This window comes from Kosakonia sp. MH5, from assembly GCF_009935945.1.
In the GTDB taxonomy this organism is placed as follows: domain Bacteria; phylum Pseudomonadota; class Gammaproteobacteria; order Enterobacterales; family Enterobacteriaceae; genus Kosakonia; species Kosakonia radicincitans.
On the sequence record NZ_QODH01000002.1, the window covers coordinates 326,306 to 351,158 of the forward strand.

Annotated in this window: 21 protein-coding genes; 17 read left to right on the forward strand and 4 right to left on the reverse strand. The window is 53.2% G+C overall.

Annotated elements, in window-relative coordinates; genetic code table 11:
• The first annotated feature begins 162 nt into the window (after positions 1-162).
• From DK872_RS07955 to DK872_RS07975, 5 genes are all read left to right on the forward strand, one after another.
• On the forward strand, positions 163-606 hold the full coding sequence (locus DK872_RS07955) for a PTS sugar transporter subunit IIA (protein WP_007371071.1): 444 nt from the start codon (positions 163-165) through the stop codon (positions 604-606).
• An 80-nt stretch (positions 607-686) separates the two neighbouring features.
• Positions 687-959 carry a PTS sugar transporter subunit IIB gene (locus DK872_RS07960; protein WP_007371072.1) on the forward strand — a complete coding sequence of 91 codons (273 nt, stop codon included), beginning with the start codon at positions 687-689 and terminating at the stop codon, positions 957-959.
• Positions 960-1,011: 52 nt separating this feature from the next.
• A complete protein-coding gene (locus DK872_RS07965; protein ID WP_007371073.1) occupies positions 1,012-2,403 on the forward strand; it encodes a PTS ascorbate transporter subunit IIC in 1,392 nt (463 codons plus the stop codon).
• On the forward strand, positions 2,400-3,233 hold the full coding sequence (locus tag DK872_RS07970; protein ID WP_007371074.1) for a transketolase: 834 nt from the start codon (positions 2,400-2,402) through the stop codon (positions 3,231-3,233). Before DK872_RS07965 ends, DK872_RS07970 begins: the two co-directional genes overlap by 4 nt.
• The gene (locus DK872_RS07975; RefSeq protein ID WP_007371075.1) at positions 3,226-4,179 is read left to right on the forward strand and encodes a transketolase family protein; all 954 of its coding nucleotides are present in this window, start codon (positions 3,226-3,228) and stop codon (positions 4,177-4,179) included. The genes DK872_RS07970 and DK872_RS07975 overlap by 8 nt, the downstream gene beginning before the upstream one ends.
• Positions 4,180-4,246: 67 nt before the next feature.
• Here DK872_RS07975 and pta read toward each other — a convergent pair whose 3' ends face one another.
• Both pta and ackA read right to left on the reverse strand, forming a co-directional pair.
• Positions 4,247-6,388 (reverse strand): phosphate acetyltransferase, encoded by a 2,142-nt coding sequence (pta, locus tag DK872_RS07980; RefSeq protein ID WP_007371076.1) that lies wholly within the window; start codon positions 6,386-6,388, stop codon positions 4,247-4,249.
• A gap of 78 nt (positions 6,389-6,466) precedes the next feature.
• Entirely contained in the window at positions 6,467-7,669 is a 1,203-nt protein-coding gene (gene ackA, locus DK872_RS07985) for an acetate kinase (RefSeq protein ID WP_007371077.1), read from the reverse strand.
• Positions 7,670-8,006: 337 nt separating this feature from the next.
• On the opposite strand from ackA, the gene yfbV reads away from it, so the two are divergent.
• The 4 genes from yfbV to DK872_RS08005 all read left to right on the forward strand — a co-directional run bounded on the left by yfbV (position 8,007) and on the right by DK872_RS08005 (position 11,707).
• Positions 8,007-8,462, forward strand: a complete 456-nt coding sequence (gene yfbV / locus DK872_RS07990) for a terminus macrodomain insulation protein YfbV (RefSeq protein ID WP_035889798.1) — start codon at positions 8,007-8,009, stop codon at positions 8,460-8,462.
• A 171-nt stretch (positions 8,463-8,633) separates the two neighbouring features.
• Positions 8,634-9,128, forward strand: a complete 495-nt coding sequence (locus tag DK872_RS07995; RefSeq protein ID WP_043952895.1) for a YfbU family protein — start codon at positions 8,634-8,636, stop codon at positions 9,126-9,128.
• Positions 9,129-9,138: 10 nt separating this feature from the next.
• Positions 9,139-9,798 carry a sugar phosphatase gene (locus DK872_RS08000; protein ID WP_090396424.1) on the forward strand — a complete coding sequence of 220 codons (660 nt, stop codon included), beginning with the start codon at positions 9,139-9,141 and terminating at the stop codon, positions 9,796-9,798.
• Between the two features lie 76 nt (positions 9,799-9,874).
• Positions 9,875-11,707 carry an SLC13 family permease gene (locus DK872_RS08005; protein ID WP_007371082.1) on the forward strand — a complete coding sequence of 611 codons (1,833 nt, stop codon included), beginning with the start codon at positions 9,875-9,877 and terminating at the stop codon, positions 11,705-11,707.
• 37 nt (positions 11,708-11,744) lie between these two features.
• Here the strand turns inward: DK872_RS08005 and yfbR are convergent, their stop codons facing one another.
• Together yfbR and DK872_RS08015 are read right to left on the reverse strand one after the other, a co-directional pair.
• Positions 11,745-12,344 carry a 5'-deoxynucleotidase gene (yfbR, locus tag DK872_RS08010; protein WP_007371083.1) on the reverse strand — a complete coding sequence of 200 codons (600 nt, stop codon included), beginning with the start codon at positions 12,342-12,344 and terminating at the stop codon, positions 11,745-11,747.
• Between the two features lie 80 nt (positions 12,345-12,424).
• Positions 12,425-13,639 (reverse strand): pyridoxal phosphate-dependent aminotransferase, encoded by a 1,215-nt coding sequence (locus DK872_RS08015; RefSeq protein ID WP_007371084.1) that lies wholly within the window; start codon positions 13,637-13,639, stop codon positions 12,425-12,427.
• Positions 13,640-14,590: 951 nt separating this feature from the next.
• On the opposite strand from DK872_RS08015, the gene lrhA reads away from it, so the two are divergent.
• The 8 genes from lrhA to nuoH all read left to right on the forward strand — a co-directional run bounded on the left by lrhA (position 14,591) and on the right by nuoH (position 24,851).
• Positions 14,591-15,529 (forward strand): transcriptional regulator LrhA, encoded by a 939-nt coding sequence (lrhA, locus tag DK872_RS08020; RefSeq protein ID WP_007371086.1) that lies wholly within the window; start codon positions 14,591-14,593, stop codon positions 15,527-15,529.
• A 623-nt stretch (positions 15,530-16,152) separates the two neighbouring features.
• Positions 16,153-16,596, forward strand: a complete 444-nt coding sequence (gene nuoA, locus DK872_RS08025; protein WP_035889801.1) for an NADH-quinone oxidoreductase subunit NuoA — start codon at positions 16,153-16,155, stop codon at positions 16,594-16,596.
• Between the two features lie 15 nt (positions 16,597-16,611).
• Positions 16,612-17,286, forward strand: coding sequence for an NADH-quinone oxidoreductase subunit NuoB (gene nuoB / locus DK872_RS08030; RefSeq protein WP_007371088.1), 675 nt, complete (start codon positions 16,612-16,614; stop codon positions 17,284-17,286).
• Between the two features lie 89 nt (positions 17,287-17,375).
• The gene (gene nuoC / locus DK872_RS08035; protein WP_072439644.1) at positions 17,376-19,178 is read left to right on the forward strand and encodes an NADH-quinone oxidoreductase subunit C/D; all 1,803 of its coding nucleotides are present in this window, start codon (positions 17,376-17,378) and stop codon (positions 19,176-19,178) included.
• Positions 19,179-19,180: 2 nt separating this feature from the next.
• Positions 19,181-19,681 (forward strand): NADH-quinone oxidoreductase subunit NuoE, encoded by a 501-nt coding sequence (nuoE, locus tag DK872_RS08040; RefSeq protein WP_007371090.1) that lies wholly within the window; start codon positions 19,181-19,183, stop codon positions 19,679-19,681.
• Positions 19,678-21,015 carry an NADH-quinone oxidoreductase subunit NuoF gene (nuoF, locus tag DK872_RS08045; protein WP_007371091.1) on the forward strand — a complete coding sequence of 446 codons (1,338 nt, stop codon included), beginning with the start codon at positions 19,678-19,680 and terminating at the stop codon, positions 21,013-21,015. The genes nuoE and nuoF overlap by 4 nt, the downstream gene beginning before the upstream one ends.
• Before the next feature lie 135 nt (positions 21,016-21,150).
• Entirely contained in the window at positions 21,151-23,877 is a 2,727-nt protein-coding gene (nuoG, locus tag DK872_RS08050; protein WP_161518212.1) for an NADH-quinone oxidoreductase subunit NuoG, read from the forward strand.
• A complete protein-coding gene (gene nuoH, locus DK872_RS08055) occupies positions 23,874-24,851 on the forward strand; it encodes an NADH-quinone oxidoreductase subunit NuoH (RefSeq protein ID WP_007371093.1) in 978 nt (325 codons plus the stop codon). Before nuoG ends, nuoH begins: the two co-directional genes overlap by 4 nt.
• Positions 24,852-24,853: the final 2 nt, after the last annotated feature.

Below are 24,853 nucleotides of genomic sequence, written 5' to 3' on the forward strand. Positions count from 1 at the left end.
CCCTGCTTTTTCTGCGAATTCCCCTGCGTTTTCATATCTGATAGCGCTATCACATTTTTCGATCATTCCTGTTGGTAGCGCTATCTTTGCGACTATCATCACGGATAAGCGCCGCTGACTTGCATAAAGTTTGCCCATCTTATCCCTGATAAGGAGTGTGAAGTGTTAGACCAATGGCTTAACGACAAGACGATTCAGGTGCTTGATGGCGTAGAGAATTGGCCGCAGGCGCTGGAAATTTGTGCCAGACCGCTCCTCGCATCCGGCACGATTGCGCCGGATTATGTGACAGCCATTGTCGCCCAGCACCAGAAACTGGGGCCGTACTATGTGCTGGCGCCGGGGCTGGCAATGCCACATGCCAGGCCGGAAGAGGGGGCAAAAGGGTTAGGATTATCGTTGTTAAAATTGTCTCGCGGAGTTGATTTTGGCGCAGAGGATGCGGATCCGGTTGATACCATTATTATGTTGGCCGCGCCGGATAAACACAGCCATATTGAAATGATTGCCGCGCTGGCGGAACTATTTTCCAGCGATGAAGATATGGCGCAATTACATCGTGCAAACAGCCTGGAGGAAATTAAAAACATTATTCAGCGTTTCTGATTTTTTATTTTGTCACCAGTGATTACACATTGCCTGCTATGGGCGATGAGGTCGTACTCTACTCAAAAAAGGTAAATACAATGAAAATAATGGCAATTTGCGGATCCGGCCTGGGCAGTAGTTTTATGGTCGAAATGAATATTAAGAAAGTCCTCAAAAAATTGAATATCGAAGCTGAGGTCGAGCATTCCGACCTCTCTTCCGCCACGCCAGGTGCCGCCGATGTGTTTGTCATGGCAAAAGATATTGCCGCCAGCGCCAGCGTGCCGGAAAACCAGTTAGTTGTTCTCAGCAACATCATTGATATCAATGAACTGGAAGCGAAAATCAGCGCTTTCTTCGCCAACCGTTAACATCAACCGGATGCGCTGCACAATGGTGCGGCATGCATAAAGCGAGGTGGATATGTTTATCCTTGAAACGCTAAACTTTGTTGTTGATATATTGAAAGTCCCTTCTGTACTGGTGGGTTTAATTGCGCTGATTGGCCTGGTGGCGCAGAAAAAATCCTTTTCCGATGTCGTGAAAGGGACAGTCAAAACGATTCTCGGTTTTATCGTATTGGGCGGCGGTGCGACAGTATTGGTCGGCTCGTTAAATCCGCTGGGTGGCATGTTTGAACATGCTTTTAATATTCAGGGGATCATTCCAAATAACGAGGCGATTGTTTCAATTGCGCTGGAGAAATATGGTGCATCAACGGCGCTGATCATGGCATTCGGCATGGTGGCGAATATTATTGTCGCGCGCTTTACGCGTCTGAAATACATTTTTCTGACCGGTCATCACACCTTTTATATGGCCTGCATGATTGGGGTGATCCTCACTGTCGCTGGTTTTGAAGGCGTTGGGCTGGTGTTTACCGGTTCGCTGATCCTCGGCCTGGTGATGGCGTTCTTCCCGGCGATTGCGCAGCGTTATATGAAACGGATCACCGGCAACGATGACATCGCGTTCGGCCATTTCGGTACGCTTGGCTACGTGTTGTCAGGCTGGATCGGCAGTAAATGCGGTAAGGGTTCACGCTCAACAGAAGAGATGAACCTGCCGAAAAACCTGAGCTTCCTGCGTGACAGTTCGATCTCCATTTCGCTGACGATGATCATTATTTACATGATCTTAGCTGTTTGCGCCGGGCGTGAGTACGTTGAGAGCCAACTCAGCGCCGGGCAGAACTTCCTCGTCTACGCGATTATTCAGGCCATCACTTTTGCTGCCGGCGTATTCATTATCCTGCAAGGCGTACGCCTGATTCTGGCGGAAATTGTTCCTGCCTTTACCGGCTTTTCCGAAAAACTGGTGCCTAATGCCAGACCGGCGCTGGATTGCCCGGTGGTTTATCCCTATGCGCCAAATGCGGTGCTGGTCGGCTTCCTGTTCAGTTTCCTCGGCGGGCTGGTGGGGCTATTCCTGCTCGGGCAGATGAAACTGGTGCTGATCCTGCCAGGCGTGGTGCCACACTTCTTTACCGGTGCGACGGCGGGTGTTTTTGGTAACGCTACCGGCGGACGACGCGGTGCGATGATCGGCGCGTTCGCCAACGGATTACTCATCACTTTCCTGCCCGTCTTGCTGTTGCCAGTGCTCGGCGCACTGGGCTTTGCCAATACCACCTTCTCGGACGCGGACTTTGGCTTTATCGGCATTGTGCTGGGCAATCTGGCGCGTTACCTGTCGCCGCTGGCAATTACCGGGCTGGTGGTGGCGCTGTTCGTCGCATTGGTCATCTGGAATCTGATGTCGAAGGGCAAACCTGCTGCCAATGACACAGAAGAAAAGAGTGGAGCGAAGTCATGAGCACGATTGCAGAAGTGAAACAGTTTGCGCGGGATATTCGCATAGCAACCCTGAAAGCATTGACGCACCTGGGCTTTGGACACTATGGCGGCAGCATGTCGGTGGTGGAAACGCTTGCCGTACTGTATGGCGACGTTATGCGAATTGATCCTGCCGATCCGGACTGGCCGGAGCGCGACTACTTTGTGCTCTCGAAAGGCCACGCAGGCCCGGCGCTCTACAGCACGCTGGCGCTGAAAGGTTATTTCCCGCAGGAGATGCTGCAAACGCTCAATGAGAACGGCACCCGTCTGCCGAGTCATCCGGATCGCTTAAAAACCCGCGGCGTGGATGCGACCACCGGATCGCTTGGCCAGGGCATTTCTATTGCCGGAGGGATGGCGCTGGGACATAAACTGGCGGGCAGGCCTAACCGTGTGTTTTGCATCGTTGGTGATGGCGAGTTGAATGAAGGGCAGTGCTGGGAAGCGTTCCAATTTATTGCGCATCACAAGCTCAACAACCTGACGGTGTTTGTGGACTGGAATAAGCAGCAACTGGACGGCGAGCTGGATGAGATTATTTGCGCTTTCGATCTGGAGGGGAAATTCCGCGCCTTCGGTTTCGATGTCTGTACGGTGAAGGGCGATGACATCGCTGCACTTCTGGAAGTGGTGAAGCCGGTTCCGGCTGCCGATGCCCGGCCACGGCTGGTGATCCTCGACAGCATTAAAGGGCAGGGGGTGCCGTATCTCGAAAAGCTGAGCAACTCGCACCATTTACGCCTGACCGAAGAGATGAAACAGGCGCTTAACGAAACCATCGAACAACTGGAGGCGGCGCATGATTAAGGTGGCTGAAGTCGGCGGCAAAGACAGCATCGAGATGCGCAAAGTTTATGCCGGTTTTATCAGCGATCAGATTGCGGCGGGCAGCGATATTATCGCGCTGGAAGCCGATCTGATGAGTTCGATGGCAATGGATGGGGTGCAGAAAAAGTATCCGCAGCAGGTGATCAACTGCGGCATCATGGAGGCTAACGTCATTGGTACAGCAGCGGGGCTGTCGTTGACCGGGCGCAAACCCTTTGTGCATACCTTTACGGCGTTTGCCAGCCGCCGCTGTTTCGACCAGTTGTTTATGTCACTCGATTATCAGCGCAACAATGTCAAAGTCATCGCCTCCGATGCCGGTGTGACCGCCTGCCACAACGGCGGGACACACATGTCATTTGAGGATATGGGGATTGTGCGCGGTCTGGCTCATTCGGTGGTGCTGGAGGTGACGGATGCGGTGATGTTCGCCGATATCCTGAACCAACTTGCTCACCTGGAAGGGTTCTACTGGGTGCGCACCATTCGTAAACAGGCGCCAACCATTTATCAACCGGGTTCACATTTCACCATCGGCAAAGGCAATGTTCTGCGTGACGGTACGGATATTACGCTGATTGCCAACGGCATTATGGTGGCTGAAGCGCTGGCTGCGGCGCAGCAACTGGCGCAGGAAGGCGTGAGTGCGGCAGTGATCGATATGTTTACCTTAAAACCTATCGACCGCATGCTGGTGAAGAACTACGCCGAGAAGACCGGGCGGATTGTCACCTGCGAGAATCACAGCATTCATAACGGGCTGGGTTCGGCCGTGGCGGAAGTGTTAGTGGAAAGCTGTCCGGTGCCGATGCGGCGCGTGGGCGTGAAGGAGCGCTATGGTCAGGTGGGAACGCAGGATTTTCTGCAAAAAGAGTATGGGCTGACGGCGCAGGATATTGTGTCCGCCGCGCGGGAACTGCTGTAAATAAAAAAGGCGACCGGATGGTCGCCTTTTGATTTTTGCCGAATGGCGCTAACGCCATCCGACACAATTACTGCTGCTGAGACGCCTGAATGGCGGTCAGTGCGATGGTGTAAACGATATCGTCAACCAGCGCGCCACGGGACAGGTCGTTAACCGGTTTGCGCATACCCTGCAGCATCGGCCCGATGGAGATCAGGTCGGCAGAACGCTGTACCGCTTTGTAGGTGGTGTTACCGGTGTTCAGATCCGGGAAGATGAACACGGTAGCGCGACCGGCAACCGGAGAGTTCGGCGCTTTGGATTTCGCAACGTCAGCCATTACTGCGGCGTCGTACTGCAACGGACCATCGATAACCAGGTCAGGACGTTTTTCCTGCGCCAGACGGGTTGCTTCACGCACTTTCTCTACATCGCTGCCTGCACCGGAGTTACCGGTGGAGTAGGAGAGCATTGCCACACGCGGCTCAATACCGAAAGCGATAGCAGAATCAGCAGACTGAATCGCGATTTCAGCCAGTTGTTCAGCGGTCGGATCCGGGTTGATCGCGCAGTCGCCATAAACGTAAACCTGTTCCGGCAGCAGCATGAAGAACACGGAAGAAACCAGAGAGCTGCCCGGCGCGGTTTTGATCAACTGCAGCGGCGGACGAATGGTGTTTGCGGTGGTGTGAACAGCACCGGAAACCAGACCATCAACTTCATCCTGTTCCAGCATCAGTGTGCCGAGAACTACGTTATCTTCCAGCTGTTCGCGGGCAACGGCTTCGGTCATACCCTTGCTCTTACGCAGCTCAACCAGACGAGCAACGTAGCTTTCGCGAACCACTTCAGGGTCAACGATTTCGATACCAGTACCCAGTTCAACGCCCTGAGCCGCCGCAACGCGGTTGATCTCGTCCGGGTTACCCAGCAGGATACAAGTCGCGATGCCGCGTTCAGCACAAATCGCTGCGGCTTTAACTGTACGCGGCTCGTCACCTTCCGGCAGAACAACACGTTTGCCTGCTTTGCGCGCCAGCTCGGTAAGCTGGTAACGGAAGGCTGGCGGAGAAAGACGACGGCTGCGCTCGGAAGTCGCGGTCAGGGAATCAATCCACTGTGCGTTGATGTAGCTGGCAACGTATTCCTGAACATTTTCAACACGTTCGCTATCGTCAGCCGGAACTTCCAGGTTGAAGCTTTGCAGGCTCAGGGAGGTCTGCCAGGTGTTGGTGTTCACCATAAATACCGGCAGGCCAGTAGCGAATGCACGTTCACACAGTTTGCGAACGCTGGCTTCCATTTCGTAGCCGCCAGTCAGCAGCAGGGCACCGATTTCTACGCCGTTCATTGCGGCCAGGCAGGCAGCAACCAGCACGTCCGGACGATCTGCGGAAGTCACCAGCAGAGAACCCGGGCGGAAGTGTTCCAGCATGTGCGGAATGCTGCGCGCACAGAAAGTCACGGATTTCACGCGGCGGGTTTTGATATCGCCTTCGTTGACGATAGTTGCATTCAGGTGACGCGCCATATCGATTGCACGCGTGGCAATCAGATCGAAACTCCATGGAATCGCGCCGAGTACCGGCAGCGGGCTGGTTTCCTGCAGTTTTGTCGCATCAACATGCACGACTTTCGCTTTGGAAGAGTCATCAAAAATTTCTGACAGATCCGGGCGAGTACGGCCCTGATCGTCAACCGGTGCGTTCAGTTTGTTAACGATAACGCCGGTGATGTTGGTATTTTTTGCGCCGCCGAAGCTGTTGCGGGTCAGTTCGATACGCTCTTTCAGCTGTTCCTGAGTGTCAGTGCCCTGAGACATAACAAACACGATTTCTGCGTTCAGCGTTTTCGCGATTTCAAAGTTCAGCGAATCGGCAAACTGGTGTTTGCGGGTCGGCACCAGACCTTCTACCAGCACGACTTCAGCATCTTTGCTGCTTTCGTGGTAGCGCGCGATGATCTCTTCCATCAGCACGTCTTTCTGGTTGCTGGAGAGCAGCGACTCAACATGGCTCATTTTCAGCGGTTCAGCCGCTGGCAGGCCAGAAGTCGCACGCACGATGGTGGTGGTCTGGTCCGGAGCATCGCCGCCGGCGCGCGGCTGGGCGATCGGTTTAAAGACGCTCAGACGAACGCCTTTGCGTTCCATAGCACGGATAACGCCAAGGCTGACACTGGTCAGGCCGACGCTGGTTCCGGTAGGGATCAGCATAATAATACGGGACACGGTTAATCCTCTTTCGTTACCGTCATTGCAGACGGGTTACAAAACAGCACCGCCAGCGTTGGCTGGCGGTGTGGGTAATCAGGCAGTCAGGCGGCTCGCGTCTTGCGCGATAACCAGTTCTTCGTTGGTCGGGATAACAACGGCAGGACGGGTGCCTTCTTTGTTGATAAAGCCAGACTTGCCGAAACGGGCAGCCAGGTTACGTTCGTGGTCAACTTCAAAGCCCAGTACGCCCAGACGGCCCAGGGAGAGTTCACGTACCATTGCGGCGTTTTCACCGATACCACCAGTGAAGACAACGGCGTCCAGACGGCCATCCATCAGCGCAGTGTAAGAACCGATGTATTTTGCCAGGCGGTGGCAGTAAACATCCATCGCACGTTTGGCGTCTTCTTTCTCTTTGTAGTTGTCTTCTACATAACGGCAGTCGCTGGTGACTTCGGTCAGACCCAGCAGGCCGGACTCTTTGGTCAGCATTTTGTTGATCGCTTCAACACTCATGCCCAGGGTGTCATGCAGATGGAACACGATAGCCGGATCGATATCACCGGAACGGGTGCCCATTACGAGACCTTCCAGCGGGGTCAGACCCATGGAGGTATCAACACATTTACCGTTGCGAATGGCGGAAACAGAACCACCGTTGCCGAGGTGGCAAGTGATGATGTTCAGCTCTTCAACCGGTTTGTTCAGTACTTTGGCAGCTTCCTGAGTAACATAGAAGTGGCTGGTACCGTGCGCGCCGTAACGACGTACGCCGTGCTCTTTATACAGTTTGTACGGCAGAGCGTACAGGTAGGACTCTTCCGGCATCGTGGTGTGGAACGCGGTGTCGAAGACAGCAACGTTTTTGTCCTTCAGTTTCGGGAAGGATTTCAGCGCTTCAGCGATACCGATCAGGTGAGCCGGGTTATGCAGCGGTGCGAAAGAAGCTGCATCTTTGATGCCCTGAATAACAGATTCATCGATCACAACAGAGCTGGTGTATTTTTCGCCACCGTGCACGATACGGTGACCGATAGCAGTCAACTGTGCAGACAGTTCTGGTTTTTGTGCCAGAATAGTGTTAACGATAAAGTTCAGCGCTTCACTGTGAGCGGCACCTGCACCTAAAGCCGCTTCTTGTTTACCGCCATCGATTTTCCACTTGATGCGTGCTTCAGGGAGATGGAAACATTCGGCTAAACCAGAAAGGTATTCGTCACCGTTAGATGCATCGATGATGGCAAATTTCAGCGAGGAACTACCGCAGTTCAGAACCAGTACTAACTTACTCGACATGGAAGTACCTATTTATGATACGTGGCTAAAAAAGGTCAGTGAGTCGCACAGCGTAGCGCAGGTTGACGCTGACATTTATGATTAACATCATGCTGAATATATTTTTTGGCATGATGGAAGAATACATAAGATTTTAAGCTATTTTGCGCAAATTTCAGACAGTGGCATAATGAGCTTTAAATTTGACGATTTAACAATAGTCGTCTATAGGCCCTGGTCAGGCTGCCACAGGATACCTGATACCAGGTGGGATTGACAAAAAATTTTAACGTTGTCATCCGTAGTTGTTGTTTTGCACAAATTTTTTAATTTTTATATGTGAAGTTGAGGTAAGACCATGTCCACTTCTGAGAATCGACCCGTTAGTTTCTTCAGTTTGTTTCGTCGAGGTCAGCGCTATGCGAAGACCTGGCCCATGGAAAAACGCCTCGCTCCGGTGTTTGTTGAGAATCGCGTGATCCGCGCAACGCGTCACGCTATCCGCTTTATGCCGCCGCTGGCGGTCTTCACTCTGTGCTGGCAAATCGCGCTTGGCGGTCAGCTTGGCCCGGCAGTGGCAACCGCGCTGTTTGCCCTGAGCCTGCCAATGCAGGGGCTATGGTGGCTGGGTAAACGTTCCGTCACGCCGCTACCGCCTTCCATTCTGCACTGGTTTTACGAAGTGCGGGGCAAGCTCCAGGAAGCAGGACAGGCGCTGGCGCCGTTCGAAGGCAAACCTGATTACCAGGCGCTGGCAGATACTCTTAAACGTGCTTTCAAGCAGCTGGATAAAACATTTCTTGATGATCTGTGACGCCATCAGGAATCGCAGTCTATATAAAAGAAGACATCTTTGCGGTGGCTTCTTTTTTTATTTTCATTTTGATCTACGCAACACCCCCGGCAAATCAAGAAAGCCATCGTTTTCAGCATGTAAACTCGAAACATCTTATTTAAAGCGCCGATGAGCCACAGGAGTCGAAAGATGGAAATGACTAACGCCCAACGTCTGATCTTATCCAATCAGTATAAAATGATGACCATGATGGATCCGGCGAATGCAGAACGCTACCGCCGTTTACAGACCATTATTGAGCGTGGCTATGGTCTGCAAATGCGCGAGCTGGATCGCGAGTTCGGCGAGCTGAAAGAAGAAACCTGCCGCATTGTTATCGATATCATGGAGATGTATCACGCGCTCCATGTCTCCTGGACCAACCTGAAAGACGCTAACACCATTGATGAACGCCGTGTGACTTTCCTTGGCTTCGACGCGGCAACGGAAGCGCGTTACCTCGGCTATGTGCGTTTTATGGTGAATATTGAAGGCCGCTACACCCATTTCGATGCCGGTACGCACGGCTTTAATGCGCAAACGCCTATGTGGGAAAAATATCAGCGCATGCTGAGCGTATGGCACTCCTGCCCGCGCCAGTATCATCTGAGCAGCAACGAAATTAATCAGATTATCAACGCCTGAGGAGGTGAGTGTGCAGTGCAAAGGATTTCTGTTTGATCTGGATGGCACGTTGGTTAATTCTCTGCCCGTTGTTGAACGGGCATGGTGTAGCTGGGCTGACAGGTTTGGCATCGAGCATGATGAAGTGCTGAATTTCATCCATGGCAAACAGGCGATTACCTCGCTGCGTCACTTTATGCCGGGAAAATCGGAAGAGGAGATTGCCGCCGAGTTTACCTGGCTGGAAGCCATCGAAGCGGCGGATACCGACGGGATCGCTCCGTTGCCCGGTGCTATCGCATTACTGCAGCACCTCGATTCGGCAGGGATTCCGTGGGCGATTGTTACTTCCGGTTCCGTGCCGGTTGCTCACGCCCGTCACCGCGCAGCCGGTCTGCCTGCGCCGGAAGTGTTTATCACCGCCGAGCAGGTTAAACATGGTAAACCTGCTCCGGATGCTTATCTGCTTGGTGCAGAGCGGCTGGGGCTGGCGCCACAGGATTGTGTGGTGGTTGAAGATGCCGCTGCGGGCGTTTTATCCGGGCTGGCGGCAGGATGCCACGTCATTGCGGTAAATGTTCCGGCCGATTCTCCCCGGCTTGATGAAGCCGATTTCGTACTTACCAGCCTCGAAGCGCTGAATGTTGCGAAGCAGTCAGACGGAACGGCGATTGTCACGCTGAATGCCTGAACCCATGATTTAACCCCACATTTGTGGGGTTTTTTTATGGCACTATTTCCCCTCCATCAACTGACAAGGATATGTTGTGAACGGTGAACTGATTTGGGTGCTGTGTCTGCTGGCTATTACCGTTGTGCTTTTCGCAACGGGGAAAGTACGCATGGATGCGGTGGCGCTGTTTGTGATTGTCGCCTTTGTCTTAAGTGGCATACTCACTCTGCCCGAGGCCTTTTCAGGTTTTAGCGATCCCAATGTGATCCTGATTGCCGCACTGTTTATTATCGGCGATGGCCTGGTGCGCACCGGCGTGGCAACGAATATGGGCGCCTGGCTGGTTGAGATGGCTGGCAGCAGCGAAGTGAAAATGTTGGTGCTGCTCATGTTTACCGTTGCCGGTCTGGGCGCGTTTATGAGTTCGACTGGTGTGGTGGCGATTTTTATACCGGTGGTCATGAGCGTTTCGCTACGCATGCAGATTTCGCCTTCACGACTGATGATGCCGCTCAGTTTCGCCGGGCTTATCAGCGGCATGATGACGCTGGTGGCAACGCCGCCTAACCTGGTGGTGAACAGCGAACTGTTGCGAGAAGGCATGAAAGGATTTGGCTTTTTTAGCGTGACGCCGCTGGGCCTGGTGATTCTGCTGCTGGGGATCATCTATATGCTGCTGATGCGTTTTATGTTGAAAGGGGATGATGAGCAAGCGCAGCGTGACGGCTGGAAGCGTCGCTCGTTTCGTGAGTTGATTAAAGAGTACCGCCTTACCGGGCGCGCGCGCCGCCTTGCTATTCGTCCCGGTTCCCCTTTGATCGGCCAGCGCCTTGATGATTTGCGGCTTCGCGAACGTTATGGCGCGAATGTTATCGGCGTCGAACGCTGGAGGCGTTTTCGGCGGGTAATTGTCAACGTTAATGGTGTCTCCGAGTTTCGTGCCCGCGACGTTCTGCTGATTGACATGTCTGCTGCTGAAGTGAATTTGCGTGAATTCTGTGCCGAACAGTTGCTGGAACCCATGGTGCTACGTGGTGAATATTTTTCCGATCAAGCGCTGGATGTGGGGATGGCGGAAGTGTCGTTAATTCCGGATTCTGAACTGATAGGTAAGACGGTCCGCGAAATCGGTTTTCGTACCCGTTACGGCTTAAACGTGGTCGGCCTGAAGCGCAACGGCGAGGCGGTTGACGGTGTGATTACGGATATCACGCTGGAACTGGGCGATATTTTCCTGGTCGTCGGTAACTGGAAACTGATCCGTCAGTTGGGCTCTCACGGCCGCGATTTTGTGGTGCTCAATTTACCGGTTGAAGAGAGCGCTGCTTCGCCTGCCCATAGCCAGGCGCCGCATGCAATTTTTTGCCTGGTGCTGATGGTTGCCCTGATGCTCACCGATGAAATCCCCAACCCGATCGCTGCGATTATCGCTTGCATGTTAATGGGGAAATTCCGCTGTATTGATGCTGAAAGCGCCTATAAGGCCATTCATTGGCCGAGCATTATTCTGATCGTCGGGATGATGCCTTTTGCGCTGGCGCTGCAAAAAACCGGCGGCGTGGATCTGGTGGTTAAGGGGTTGATGGATATCGGCGGCGGTTACGGGCCGCACGTTATGCTGATCTGCCTGTTTATCATGTGTGCGGTCATCGGGCTGTTTATCTCGAACACCGCCACTGCGGTGCTGATGGCACCGATTGCGCTAGCGGCGGCAAAATCGATGGGCGTTTCGCCGTATCCGTTTGTCATGATGGTGGCAATGGCGGCATCAGCCGCATTTATGACGCCAGTTTCATCACCGGTCAATACGCTGGTGCTCGGGCCAGGCAATTACCAGTTTAGTGATTTTGTTAAGATCGGTGTGCCGTTTACGCTGCTGGTGATGGTGGTTTGTGCGGTGCTGATCCCGATACTGTTTCCGTTTTGACGCGTTTGCCGGGTGGCATTCACCCGGCAAAGAATACTTACAGCGGTGAGTCCTGGCTGATTTCATCCAGCGATAAATGGAAACTCGGCACAAAAACCTGCATGAAGTAATCCATTTCCGGGCTGCGCCGGGCATCAAGGGTTTTTTCGAGGCGAGATTTTGCCAGCCCGAATTCATTGTTGCCGGCGGAAAGCTCTTCCAGACATTTCAGATAGGCGCATAGTGCATCTGCCTGTTTCACGATCGCTTTTTCTTCCGCGCTATAGTGATGTTCATCAATCAGCGGCGCAAAAATATCCTGCAACTCTTCCGGTACCATTTCGACCAGCTTTTGCTGGGCAATCTTTTCAATCGCCTTATATTCCTGCGCAATTTGTGAATTGAAATACTTTACCGGGGTGGGCAGATCGCCGGTCAGAACTTCCGATGCGTCGTGGTACATAGCCAGTAACGCAATACGTTCGGCATTCAGTTGACCATTGAATTTACGGTTTTTTATCGCCGCCAGCGCATGGGCGACCATCGCCACTTGCAGGCTGTGCTCGGACACATTTTCGGTGCGTACGTTGCGCATCAGCGGCCAACGATTGATCAGTTTAAGGCGGGAAAGGTGGGCGAAGAAATGACTCTGACTCATAGTTAACCTTGTCTGTGACTGCGACCTGAGTCATTGTGCGCAGAGTGTGGGGGAAGATGCAAATCCTCCCCCGATGAAGATCACTGATGATAACCAGAGAGGAAACGGCCAAAACGACTGATCGCCATCTCCAGATCGTCTTCGCGCGGCAGCGTCACGATACGTACGTGATCCGGCCACGGCCAGTTGAATGCGGAACCCTGCACCAACAGCACTTTTTCCTGTAGCAGGAAGTCGAGCACCATCTTTTGATCGTCGTGAATATTAAAGCGTTTCGCGTCAATTTTCGGGAACATGTAGAGTGCGCCGCTGGGCTTCACGCAGGAAACCCCGGGGATTTCATTAATCAGTTCCCATGCACGGTTGCGCTGTTCATACAGACGACCGCCCGGCACAATAAATTCACTGATACTCTGGTAACCGCCGAGCGCAGTCTGAATTGCGTGCTGTGCCGGAACGTTGGCGCAAAGGCGCATCGAGGCCAGCATTTCCAGCCCTTCGATATAGCCTTTCGCGTGTTTTTTCGGCCCACTCAGCACCATCCAGCCCTGGCGGAAGCCTGCCACGCGGTAGGTTTTTGACAGACCATTAAAGGTAATAGTGAACAGATCCGGCGCCAGTGCGGCGATAGAGTGGTGCTCGGCCGCGTCGTAAAGAATTTTGTCGTAGATCTCATCGGCGAAGATGATCAGGTTGTGCTGACGCGCAATCTCAACCACCTCCATCAACAGTTCTTTTGAATAAACCGCACCGGTAGGGTTATTCGGGTTGATAATCACAATACCACGGGTGCGCGGTGTGATTTTGGCGCGAATATCGTCAAGATCCGGGAACCAGCCAGCAGATTCATCACACAGATAATGTACGGCTTTACCACCGGAAAGCGACACGGCCGCTGTCCACAGCGGGTAATCCGGGGCGGGAACCAGCATTTCGTCACCGCTGTTAAGCAGCGCCTGCATCGACTGAACGATCAGTTCAGAAACACCGTTACCAATATAGATATCTTCAACGGTGACTTCGCGCATACCGCGCGCCTGATAGTGCTGCATGATCGCTTTACGGGCTGAATAAAGCCCTTTGGAATCGCAATAGCCTTGCGCGCCTGGCAGGTTACGAATCACATCAACCAGAATTTCATCCGGCGCTTCGAAGCCGAATGGAGCAGGGTTGCCGATGTTAAGTTTAAGAACTTTATTGCCTTCTTCTTCCAGACGCTTTGCTTCTTTCAGAACCGGGCCACGGATGTCGTAACAGACATTATCTAATTTGCTGGATTTTTCGATGGAGGACATGAACCTTTGACCTTTTAGCTATGGGAGCCACTGCCTGCCGTGGAAGTGAGCACGGAACAATGTACTCCCACGCCCGCCAGTTTTGAAGGGTTAGCAGAAGAAGATTTCGCGGTAACTTTCTCATTGATTAACGTTTTTTTAACTGTTTTCTTTTATTTTTCCCTTGTTCTTAAACTGCCTTTACGCTAATTTTCAGTTTTAAATATCAAAAATACATAAGAAGTTGTAATTTATCGCTAATAAAAGACCCTTGCTTAGTGCGGGTTTAAAAAAGAAGTACGCAAACCGACAGAGAATTCTTCGCAAAATCTGGATGATGGCAAGATGGAGTCATGCATTTTGTCAGAGGGGAATGTTTGCGCTGTAAACGCAATGTTAAGCATTATTAATAGTTAGAACGGTTGTCAATTAATAGCGAATTAATATTGAGAATGGGAACTATGTTCGTCTCTAATATTATAACCAGAGGTCGGACATCATGACAATTGCGGTTTAAGATTATTCGCAATAATGCTTATAAATATAAAGGTTTTAGGTTAAACTCGGAGGGCAAGAAATGGTGCTGATGTGAAAAAGCCATGCTTTAGTTAAGGACTATTTCTTGATTTTAGTTGGTTGTTATTATTCGCTTTTACTCCAGTCCGCTTATATAGCCTTATGGTATATGATACATGTGCTATGTATAGCCAGTGATGTGCATAAACAGGTTCTTTTTTTAAAAGCATTCGCAAGGTTTATCACGGTTTATATATCCAGAAGGAATGGAGCATGCGAAATAAAGCCAATGGGTTCAGCTTGCATTAGACAGCGAACTATAAACACGAGAACTTACAGTCAGGCTTTGATGAGTCATGACGTTGCTGGATGCACTTTTTAAATGGAATTACTTAATCTTACGAGCACAGCATAAACCCGGGTCACTCTGCGCGAGCAACCCGTAAGTGAAAAAATATGATAAATGCAAATCGTCCGATACTGAATCTCGACCTCGATCTGCTGAGAACTTTCGTTGCGGTCGCTGATCTGAACACCTTTGCTGCGGCTGCGGCTGCGGTATGTCGCACCCAGTCTGCCGTAAGCCAGCAAATGCAGCGGCTGGAACAGTTAGTGGGAAAGGAACTTTTTGCCCGTCATGGGCGTAATAAACTTTTAACCGAGCACGGTATTCAATTACTGGGTTATGCGCGAAAGATCTTACGTTTCAATGATGAAGCTTGTACATCGCTGATGTTTAGCAACTTGCAGGGCGTATTAACTATTGGCGCTTCTGACGAATCAGCCGATACCATTTTGCCTTTCTTGCTTAATCGTATTAGCTCGGTATATCCGAAACTGGCGCTGGATGTGCGCGTGAAGCGCAACCCGTTATCCGACGATCGTCTTCAGGATCATGACCTCGATCTGGTGGTGACAACGCATCGCTACGGGCAGTTTGATTGCCTGACGTTACGTACATCCCCAACGCACTGGTACTGTTCGGCGGAATATGTCCTGCAGAAAGGTGAGGCTATCCCACTTGTGTTGCTGGATGAACCCAGTTCGTTTCGCGACATGGTGATTAATGCGCTCAATAGTGCCGATATTCCATGGCGCATGGCTTATGTGGCTTCAACGCTTTCGGCCGTGAAAGCGGCAGTGAAAGCTGGGCTTGGTGTCACCGCCCGCCCTGTTGAAATGATGAGTCCAGATTTGCGGGTATTAGGCCGCGCTGATGGCCTGCCGCTGTTGCCTGATACGGAATATCTGCTGGGCTATAATCCCAATAGCCAGAATGAACTGGCGCAGGTTATTTTTCAGGCGATGGAACATTACCAGAACCCGTGGCATTACGGGAATTCTGGGTCTGAAGAAGGTGGGGATCCGCTTATCGTTGAAGGGGATTTTGGCTAACATTTTGCGCCAAAACTGGTAACAAAATGTAAGTGCAAAAATGAACCGCTGGCAGTGAAATCGCTGCCACTGGTTCGTTTTATATCGGAACATTTCCCTGGTGAATTATTGACCCTCTAAATAATATTTCCTTTCAAGAAGTTAATACTCCTCACAGCAAAATATCCCTTTATCAACTATAGTCTTTCATGCCTTAAGCTCATGTTAAAAATCAAGCTGGATTGTTGCCGTTTTTTGCGATGAATTAACAAAAGCGTGTCTCAGATCAAGAAAATACTCCCAATGAGGGGGAGGAATCCGGACAAAATCCTGTCAAAATAAGCGGGTAATATCAGGAAAAGCTCACAACGGACACGATTCAACACCTGATTTTTTCGCGGGTATGTTTGAGGCCGATCAAGAAAACGGCACTAAATGTTAATGAATTGCTGCCGATGTAAACTAATGTGAGGAAACTTTTGTTAAAGTTGACAAAAGGTTATAGAAAGGAGTAAAACCCACATCGTTTAGCTGTTTTCGCCTTTTTTCACAGTTAATGTGTGGTTTTATTCCTCCCCGTGAATCGATGTGGCGTCATCTGCCAGCAAGAGCAGAGGTATTAACGCTACCTTTTGAGTTAAGCAATGCGTATGTCAACATCCACTGAAATCATCGCTCATCACTGGGCATTCGCTATCTTTCTTATTGTCGCCATAGGGCTTTGTTGCCTGATGCTGGTCGGCGGTCGTTTTTTAGGCGGCCGCGCACGCGCAAGGCACAAAAACGTTCCTTTCGAATCCGGTATCGATTCTGTCGGTTCCGCGCGCTTACGTCTCTCCGCCAAGTTCTACCTGGTGGCCATGTTCTTCGTCATCTTCGATGTGGAAGCGCTTTACCTCTATGCATGGTCAACCTCCATTCGCGAGAGTGGTTGGGTCGGTTTTGTCGAAGCTGCAATTTTTATTTTAGTGCTGTTAGCTGGTCTGGTTTATCTGGTGCGTATTGGCGCGCTGGATTGGACGCCCGTGCGTTCGCGCCGTGAGCATATCAACCCAGAGACTGGCAGCTACACTGATCGTCAACGCTAACCGCGAGGCAATAAGATGGATTATACGCTCACCCGCATAGATCCTAACGGTGAGAACGACCGTTACCCCCTGCAAAAACAGGAGATCGTAACCGACCCCCTGGAACAAGAAATCAACCGTAGCGTTTATATGGGCAAACTCGAAAATGCCCTGCACGATATGGTGAACTGGGGCCGTAAAAACTCAATTTGGCCATATAACTTTGGTCTGTCGTGCTGCTATGTAGAGATGGTGACCTCCTTTACTGCCGTTCACGACGTCGCGCGTTTTGGTGCGGAAGTACTGCGTGCTTCTCCTCGTCAGGCGGACCTGATGGTCGTCGCCGGTACTTGCTTTACCAAAATGGCGCCTGTTATTCAGCGTCTTTATGACCAGATGCTGGAACCAAAGTGGGTTATCTCGATGGGAGCCTGCGCGAACTCTGGCGGTATGTACGATATCTACTCCGTCGTGCAGGGCGTCGATAAATTTATCCCGGTGGATGTTTACATCCCTGGCTGTCCGCCGCGTCCTGAAGCGTACATGCAGGCGCTGATGTTGTTACAGGAATCGATTGGTAAAGAACGTCGTCCGCTCTCCTGGGTGGTTGGCGATCAGGGCGTTTACCGCGCCAATATGCAGTCGGAACGCGACCGTAAGCGTGGCGAACGCATTGCCGTTACCAATCTGCGTACGCCGGACGAGATTTAATGTGCGCCTGTGGGTAATGGAAAAAACTTCGCATTTCAATAATCCAATAACGCGAAGCCATACCCGACAGTCACCACGGACCCTTTGCAATGGTGAACAATATGACCGATTTAACCGCGCAAGAAGCCGCATGGCAGACTCGGGATCATCTGGATGATCCGGTCATTGGCGAATTGCGCAACCGTTTTGGGCCGGATGCCTTTACTGTTCAGGCGACCCGCACCGGGGTACCCGTAGTTTGGGTGAAGCGTGAGCAATTGCTGGAAGTTGGCGATTTCCTGAAGAAGCTGCCGAAACCTTACGTCATGCTGTTCGATCTGCACGGCATGGACGAGCGTCTACGTACACACCGCGCCGGTTTACCCGCCGCGGATTTTTCCGTTTTCTATCACCTGATTTCGATCGATCGTAACCGCGACATCATGCTCAAGGTGGCGCTTTCTGAAAACGATCTGAATGTGCCGACGTTTACCAAACTCTTCCCCAACGCCAACTGGTACGAGCGTGAAACGTGGGAAATGTTTGGCATTACCTTTAACGGTCATCCGCACCTGACGCGCATCATGATGCCGCAGACCTGGACGGGACATCCGCTGCGTAAAGATTACCCGGCGCGCGCCACCGAATTCGATCCGTTTGAGCTGACCAAAGCCAAGCAGGATTTAGAAATGGAAGCGCTGACCTTTAAGCCGGAAGACTGGGGTATGAAGCGCGGCACCGACAATGAGGACTTTATGTTCCTCAACCTCGGTCCGAACCACCCGTCTGCGCACGGTGCCTTCCGCATTATCCTGCAACTCGACGGCGAAGAGATTGTCGACTGCGTACCGGATATCGGTTACCACCACCGCGGCGCGGAAAAAATGGGCGAGCGTCAATCCTGGCACAGCTACATTCCTTATACCGACCGTATTGAGTACCTCGGTGGTTGCGTTAACGAAATGCCGTATGTGCTGGCGGTAGAGAAACTGGCGGGGATCACCGTACCGGATCGCGTCAACGTGATCCGCGTGATGCTCTCTGAACTGTTCCGCATCAACAGCCACCTGCTTTATATCTCCACCTTTATTCAGGACGTGGGCGCAATGACCCCGGTGTTCTTCGCCTTTACCGATCGGCAGAAAATCTACGATCTGGTGGAAGCGATCACTGGTTTCCGTATGCACCCGGCGTGGTTCCGTATTGGCGGCGTAGCGCACGATCTGCCGCGTGGATGGGATCGTTTGCTGCGTGAATTCCTCGACTGGATGCCGAAACGTCTGGCCTCTTATGAGAAGGCGGCGCTGCGTAACACCATTCTGAAAGGCCGCTCGCAGGGTGTTGCCGCTTACGGCGCGAAAGAAGCGCTGGAGTGGGGCACTACCGGCGCGGGTCTGCGTGCTACCGGCATCAACTTTGACGTGCGTAAAGCGCGTCCATACTCCGGCTATGAAAACTTCGACTTTGAAATCCCGGTGGGCGGTGGCGTCAGCGACTGCTATACCCGCGTGATGCTGAAAGTGGAAGAGCTGCGCCAGAGCCTGCGTATTCTTGAGCAGTGTCTTAACAATATGCCGGAAGGCCCGTTCAAAGCGGATCATCCGCTGACGACGCCGCCACCGAAAGAGCGCACGCTGCAACATATCGAAACCCTGATTACTCACTTCCTGCAGGTTTCGTGGGGCCCGGTAATGCCGGCCAACGAATCCTTCCAGATGATTGAAGCAACCAAGGGTATTAACAGTTACTACCTGACCAGCGATGGCAGCACCATGAGCTACCGCACGCGCGTTCGCACACCGAGCTTTGCGCATTTGCAGCAAATCCCGTCGGCGATCCGCGGCAGCCTGGTATCCGACCTGATCGTCTATCTGGGTAGTATCGATTTTGTTATGTCAGATGTGGACCGCTAATTATGCACGAGAATCAACAACCACAAACCGAGGCTTTTGAGCTGAGTGCGGCAGAGCGTGAGGCAATTGAGCACGAAAAGCACCACTACGAAGACCCGCGTGCGGCGTCCATTGAAGCGCTGAAGATTGTTCAGAAGCAGCGTGGCTGGGTGCCGGACGGCGCGATTTACGCCATTGCTGATGTTCTGGGGATCCCGGCGAGCGATGTCGAAGGCGTGGCAACGTTCTACAGCCAGATCTTCCGTCAGCCAGTCGGCCGCCATGTGATCCGCTATTGCGACAGCGTGGTTTGCCATATCACCGGTTATCAGGGCATTCAGTCGGCGATTGAAAGCCACCTGAAGATCAAACCGGGCCAGACCACTTTCGACGGCCGCTTTACGCTGCTGCCGACCTGCTGTCTGGGCAACTGCGATAAAGGGCCGAACATGATGATCGATGAGGACACTCACGCGCATCTGACTCCGGAAGGCATCCCCGAACTGCTGGAGCGGTATAAATGAAAACAGTTATCCGTACTCCTGAAACACATCCGCTGACCTGGCGGCTGCGTGACGACAAGCAGCCGGTCTGGCTGGATGAATACCAGAGCAAAAATGGTTATGCCGGTGCGCGTAAAGCGCTCTCCGGTATGGCACCGGACGAAATCGTCAACGCGGTAAAAGATTCCGGCCTGAAAGGTCGTGGCGGCGCGGGCTTCTCCACCGGTCTGAAGTGGAGCCTGATGCCGAAAGACGAATCCATGAACATCCGTTACCTGCTGTGTAACGCCGATGAAATGGAGCCGGGCACCTACAAAGACCGCCTGTTGATGGAGCAGTTGCCGCACCTGCTGGTGGAAGGCATGCTGATTTCCGCCTTTGCGCTGAAAGCTTACCGTGGCTACATCTTCCTGCGTGGCGAATATATTGAAGCAGCGGTACATCTGCGTCGCGCCATTGCCGAAGCGACCGAAGCGGGTTTGCTGGGTAAAAATATCCTCGGCAGCGGCTTTGATTTCGAACTGTTCGTTCACACCGGGGCCGGGCGTTATATCTGCGGTGAAGAGACCGCGCTGATTAACTCGCTGGAAGGCCGCCGCGCGAACCCGCGCTCCAAGCCGCCGTTCCCGGCAAGCTCTGGCGTATGGGGTAAACCGACCTGCGTCAACAACGTCGAAACCCTGTGCAACGTGCCAGCTATTCTGGCTAACGGTGTTGAATGGTATCAGAACATTTCGACCAGCAAAGATGCCGGTACCAAGCTGATGGGCTTCTCCGGCCGCGTGAAAAATCCGGGCCTGTGGGAACTGCCGTTCGGTACGACCGCGCGTGAAATCCTCGAAGATTATGCTGGTGGTATGCGCGATGGCCTGAAATTCAAAGCCTGGCAGCCAGGCGGCGCAGGTACAGACTTCCTGACCGAAGCGCACCTTGATCTGCCAATGGAATTCGAAAGCATCGGGAAAGCGGGTAGCCGTCTGGGAACGGCGCTGGCGATGGCCGTCGATCATGAAATTGGCATGGTGCCGCTGGTGCGCAACCTGGAAGAGTTTTTCGCCCGCGAATCCTGTGGCTGGTGTACGCCATGCCGTGATGGTCTGCCGTGGAGCGTAAAAATTCTGCGCGCGCTGGAACGTGGTGAAGGCCAGCCTGGGGACATCGAGACACTTGAGCAACTGTGTCGACAACTTGGGCCGGGTAAAACCTTCTGCGCGCATGCACCGGGTGCGGTTGAACCCTTACAGAGCGCGATTAAATATTTCCGCGAAGAATTCGAAGCGGGCATTAAACAGCAATTTAGCAATACCCATGCGATTGGCGGTATCCAGCCAAACTTGCTGAAAGCGCGCTGGTAATTGGGGTTACTCGCCTGGGCGAGGCCGGAAACAAATTTTGATTAATACCTGAGAAAGACCCGCAACTTTCGCGATGTAACAACGCTGCTACGGCGCGAAGGACAAAGGTTATTCAGGCCAACTGGAAGCATGCTAATGGCTACTATTCATGTAGACGGCAAAGAATACGAGGTAAATGGAGCAGATAACCTTCTTGAGGCTTGTCTCTCCTTAGGCCTTGATATTCCTTATTTTTGCTGGCATCCGGCGCTGGGGAGCGTGGGTGCGTGCCGCCAGTGTGCGGTGAAGCAATATCAAAACGCGGAAGACACGCGTGGCCGCCTGGTGATGTCCTGTATGACACCGGCATCCGACGGTACCTTTATTTCTATTGATGACGATGAAGCGAAGCAGTTCCGTGAAAGCGTAGTGGAGTGGTTAATGACCAACCACCCGCACGATTGCCCGGTCTGCGAAGAGGGCGGTAACTGCCACTTGCAGGATATGACCGTCATGACCGGCCACAGCTTCCGTCGCTATCGCTTTACCAAACGTACTCACCGTAATCAGGATCTTGGCCCGTTCATCTCACACGAAATGAACCGCTGTATCGCCTGCTATCGCTGCGTACGTTATTACAAAGACTACGCAGACGGCACGGATCTTGGCGTGTATGGCGCGCACGATAACGTCTACTTCGGCCGCCCGGAAGATGGCACGCTGGAAAGCGAGTTCTCCGGCAACCTGGTGGAAATCTGCCCAACCGGCGTCTTCACCGACAAAACGCACTCCGAGCGTTACAACCGTAAGTGGGATATGCAGTTTGCGCCGAGCATCTGCCAGCAGTGCTCGCTGGGTTGCAACACCAGCCCGGGTGAACGTTATGGCGAGCTGCGCCGCATCGAAAACCGTTACAACGGTACCGTTAACCACTACTTCCTTTGCGACCGTGGCCGTTTCGGTTATGGCTATGTCAACCTGAAAGACAGACCGCGTCAGCCGGTACAACGCCGTGGCGACGATCTGATCACCCTGAACGCCGAGCAAGCAATGCAGGGCGCGGCGGATATTCTGCGTCAGTCGAAGAAAGTGATTGGCATCGGTTCTCCGCGCGCCAGCGTGGAGAGCAACTTTGCCCTGCGCGCGCTTGTCGGTGCGGATAACTTCTACACTGGCATCGCCAAAGGCGAGCAGGAACGTCTGGAACTGGCGCTGAAAGTGCTGCGCGAAGGTGGTATCCGTACCCCGGCGCTGCGCGAAATCGAATCTTACGATGCGGTGCTGATCCTCGGCGAAGACATCACGCAGACAGGCGCGCGCGTTGCGCTGGCGGTGCGTCAGGCCGTGAAAGGCAAAGCCCGCGAAATGGCGGCGGCACAGAAAGTTGCCGACTGGCAGATTGCGGCGATCATGAACATTGGCCAGCGCGCCAAACATCCGCTGTTTGTTACCAACGTCGACAGTACTCGTCTGGACGATATCGCCGCGTGGACCTATTGCGCACCGGTTGAAGATCAGGCGCGTTTAGGTTTCGCCATCGCCCACGCGCTGGATGAGACGGCGCCAGCGGTTGACGGTCTGAGCAGCGATCTGAAAAACAAAATCGATGTGATTGTCCAGGCGCTGGCTGGCGCGAAGAAACCGCTGATTATCTCCGGGACGAACGCCGGTAGCGCGGAAGTGATTCAGGCGGCTGCCAACGTGGCAAAAGCGCTGAAAGGGCGCGGTGCCGATGTCGGCATCACCATGATTGCCCGTTCGGTGAACAGTATGGGCCTCGGGCTGATTGGCGGCGGCAGTCTTGATGATGCGCTGGCAGAACTGGAAGCGGGCCACGCTGATGCCGTTGTGGTGCTGGAAAATGACCTGCACCGCCATGCTTCTGCTGCACGCGTTGATGCCGCGCTGGCGAAAGCGCCGCTGGTGCTGGTAATTGATCATCAGCGTACGGCAATCATGGAGCAGGCTCATCTGGTGCTCTCCGCTGCCAGCTTTGCAGAAAGCGACGGTACGGTAATCAACAACGAAGGCCGCGCGCAGCGTTTCTTCCAGGTTTACGAGCCGGCCTACTACGACAGCAAAACCATTATGCTGGAGAGCTGGCGCTGGCTGCATTCGCTGCACAGCACCGTTGAAAACCGCGAAGTGGACTGGACGCAGCTTGACCATGTGATTGACGCTGCCGTTGAAGCGTTGCCGCAACTGGCTGGCATTAAAGAGGCGGCGCCGGACGCCAGCTTCCGCATCCGCGGTCAGAAACTGGCCCGTGAACCGCATCGCTACAGTGGGCGTACCGCCATGCGCGCCAACATCAGCGTGCACGAACCGCGCCAGCCGCAGGATAAAGACACCATGTTCGCCTTCTCGATGGAAGGGAACAACCAGCCGTCCGCTCCGCGTTCGCAAATTCCGTTTGCGTGGGCGCCGGGCTGGAACTCCCCGCAGGCATGGAACAAATTCCAGGCTGAAGTGGGTGGTCACCTGCGCTACGGCGATCCGGGCGTTCGTCTGATTGAGGCCAGCGAAAGTGGGCTGGAATACTTCACTTCCATTCCGGGAACCTTCGAAGCGCAGGAGGGTAAATGGCGTATCGCGCCGTACTACCACCTGTTCGGCAGCGATGAAATGTCGCAGCGTTCTCCGGTATTCCAGAGCCGTATGCCGCAACCGTACATCAAGCTGAACCCGGCCGACGCTGCGAAGCTTGGTGTTAACGCGGGCGCGCATATCTCCTTCACCTGGGAAGGTCAGACCATCAGCCTGCCATTGCAGGTTTCCGAAGGTCTGGCGGCAGGGCAGGTTGGTCTGCCGATGGGGATGCCTGGCATCGCGCCGGTACTGGCCGGAGCACGTCTTGAAAATCTGCGGGAGGCGCAAGCATGAGCTGGTTAACACCGGATGTTATCGACATTCTGCTGAGCATCCTGAAAGCAGTGGTCATTCTGCTGGTGGTGGTCACCTGCGGTGCGTTCATGAGCTTTGGCGAACGTCGCCTGCTCGGTCTGTTCCAGAACCGTTACGGACCGAACCGCGTTGGCTGGGGTGGCTCACTCCAGCTGGTCGCGGACATGATCAAAATGTTCTTTAAAGAGGACTGGATCCCACGCTTTTCCGATCGCGTGATCTTCACCCTCGCGCCGATGATTGCCTTCACCTCGCTGCTGTTAGCGTTCGCCATTGTGCCGGTCAGCCCGAGCTGGGTCGTGGCGGATCTGAACATCGGCATCCTGTTCTTCTTAATGATGGCAGGGCTGGCGGTTTACGCGGTGCTGTTCGCGGGCTGGTCAAGCAACAACAAATACTCACTGCTCGGTGCGATGCGTGCTTCTGCGCAAACCCTGAGCTATGAAGTGTTCCTTGGGCTTTCCCTGATGGGCGTAGTGGCGCAGGCCGGTTCATTCAACATGACCGACATCGTCAACAACCAGGCGGGTTTGTGGAACGTCATTCCGCAGTTCTTCGGCTTTGTGACCTTCGCTATCGCTGGCGTGGCGGTGTGTCACCGTCACCCGTTTGACCAGCCGGAAGCCGAGCAGGAACTGGCGGATGGTTACCACATTGAATATTCCGGGATGAAATTCGGTCTGTTCTTCGTCGGCGAATATATCGGTATCGTCACCATTTCCGCGTTGATGGTCACGCTGTTCTTCGGGGGCTGGCAGGGGCCGTTGTTACCGCCTTTCATCTGGTTCGCGCTGAAAACCGCGTTCTTTATGATGATGTTCATTTTGATTCGCGCCGCACTGCCGCGTCCTCGTTATGATCAGGTGATGTCGTTCGGCTGGAAAATCTGTCTGCCGCTGACGCTACTCAACTTGCTGGGAACGGCGGCTGTCATTCTCTGGCAGGCGCAATAAGG

Excerpts from the sequence above, each read along its gene's own strand:
- DK872_RS07960 (WP_007371072.1), top strand. The coding sequence starts at position 687 with ATGAAAATAATGGCAATTTGCGGATCCGGCCTGGGCAGTAGTTTTATG.
- DK872_RS07965 (WP_007371073.1), top strand. The coding sequence starts at position 1,012 with ATGTTTATCCTTGAAACGCTAAACTTTGTTGTTGATATATTGAAAGTC.
- DK872_RS07970 (WP_007371074.1), top strand. The coding sequence starts at position 2,400 with ATGAGCACGATTGCAGAAGTGAAACAGTTTGCGCGGGATATTCGCATA.
- DK872_RS07975 (WP_007371075.1), top strand. The coding sequence starts at position 3,226 with ATGATTAAGGTGGCTGAAGTCGGCGGCAAAGACAGCATCGAGATGCGC.
- ackA (WP_007371077.1), bottom strand. The coding sequence starts at position 7,669 with ATGTCGAGTAAGTTAGTACTGGTTCTGAACTGCGGTAGTTCCTCGCTG.
- yfbV (WP_035889798.1), top strand. The coding sequence starts at position 8,007 with ATGTCCACTTCTGAGAATCGACCCGTTAGTTTCTTCAGTTTGTTTCGT.
- DK872_RS07995 (WP_043952895.1), top strand. The coding sequence starts at position 8,634 with ATGGAAATGACTAACGCCCAACGTCTGATCTTATCCAATCAGTATAAA.
- yfbR (WP_007371083.1), bottom strand. The coding sequence starts at position 12,344 with ATGAGTCAGAGTCATTTCTTCGCCCACCTTTCCCGCCTTAAACTGATC.
- DK872_RS08015 (WP_007371084.1), bottom strand. The coding sequence starts at position 13,639 with ATGTCCTCCATCGAAAAATCCAGCAAATTAGATAATGTCTGTTACGAC.
- lrhA (WP_007371086.1), top strand. The coding sequence starts at position 14,591 with ATGATAAATGCAAATCGTCCGATACTGAATCTCGACCTCGATCTGCTG.
- nuoA (WP_035889801.1), top strand. The coding sequence starts at position 16,153 with ATGCGTATGTCAACATCCACTGAAATCATCGCTCATCACTGGGCATTC.
- nuoB (WP_007371088.1), top strand. The coding sequence starts at position 16,612 with ATGGATTATACGCTCACCCGCATAGATCCTAACGGTGAGAACGACCGT.
- nuoC (WP_072439644.1), top strand. The coding sequence starts at position 17,376 with ATGGTGAACAATATGACCGATTTAACCGCGCAAGAAGCCGCATGGCAG.
- nuoE (WP_007371090.1), top strand. The coding sequence starts at position 19,181 with ATGCACGAGAATCAACAACCACAAACCGAGGCTTTTGAGCTGAGTGCG.
- nuoF (WP_007371091.1), top strand. The coding sequence starts at position 19,678 with ATGAAAACAGTTATCCGTACTCCTGAAACACATCCGCTGACCTGGCGG.
- nuoG (WP_161518212.1), top strand. The coding sequence starts at position 21,151 with ATGGCTACTATTCATGTAGACGGCAAAGAATACGAGGTAAATGGAGCA.
- nuoH (WP_007371093.1), top strand. The coding sequence starts at position 23,874 with ATGAGCTGGTTAACACCGGATGTTATCGACATTCTGCTGAGCATCCTG.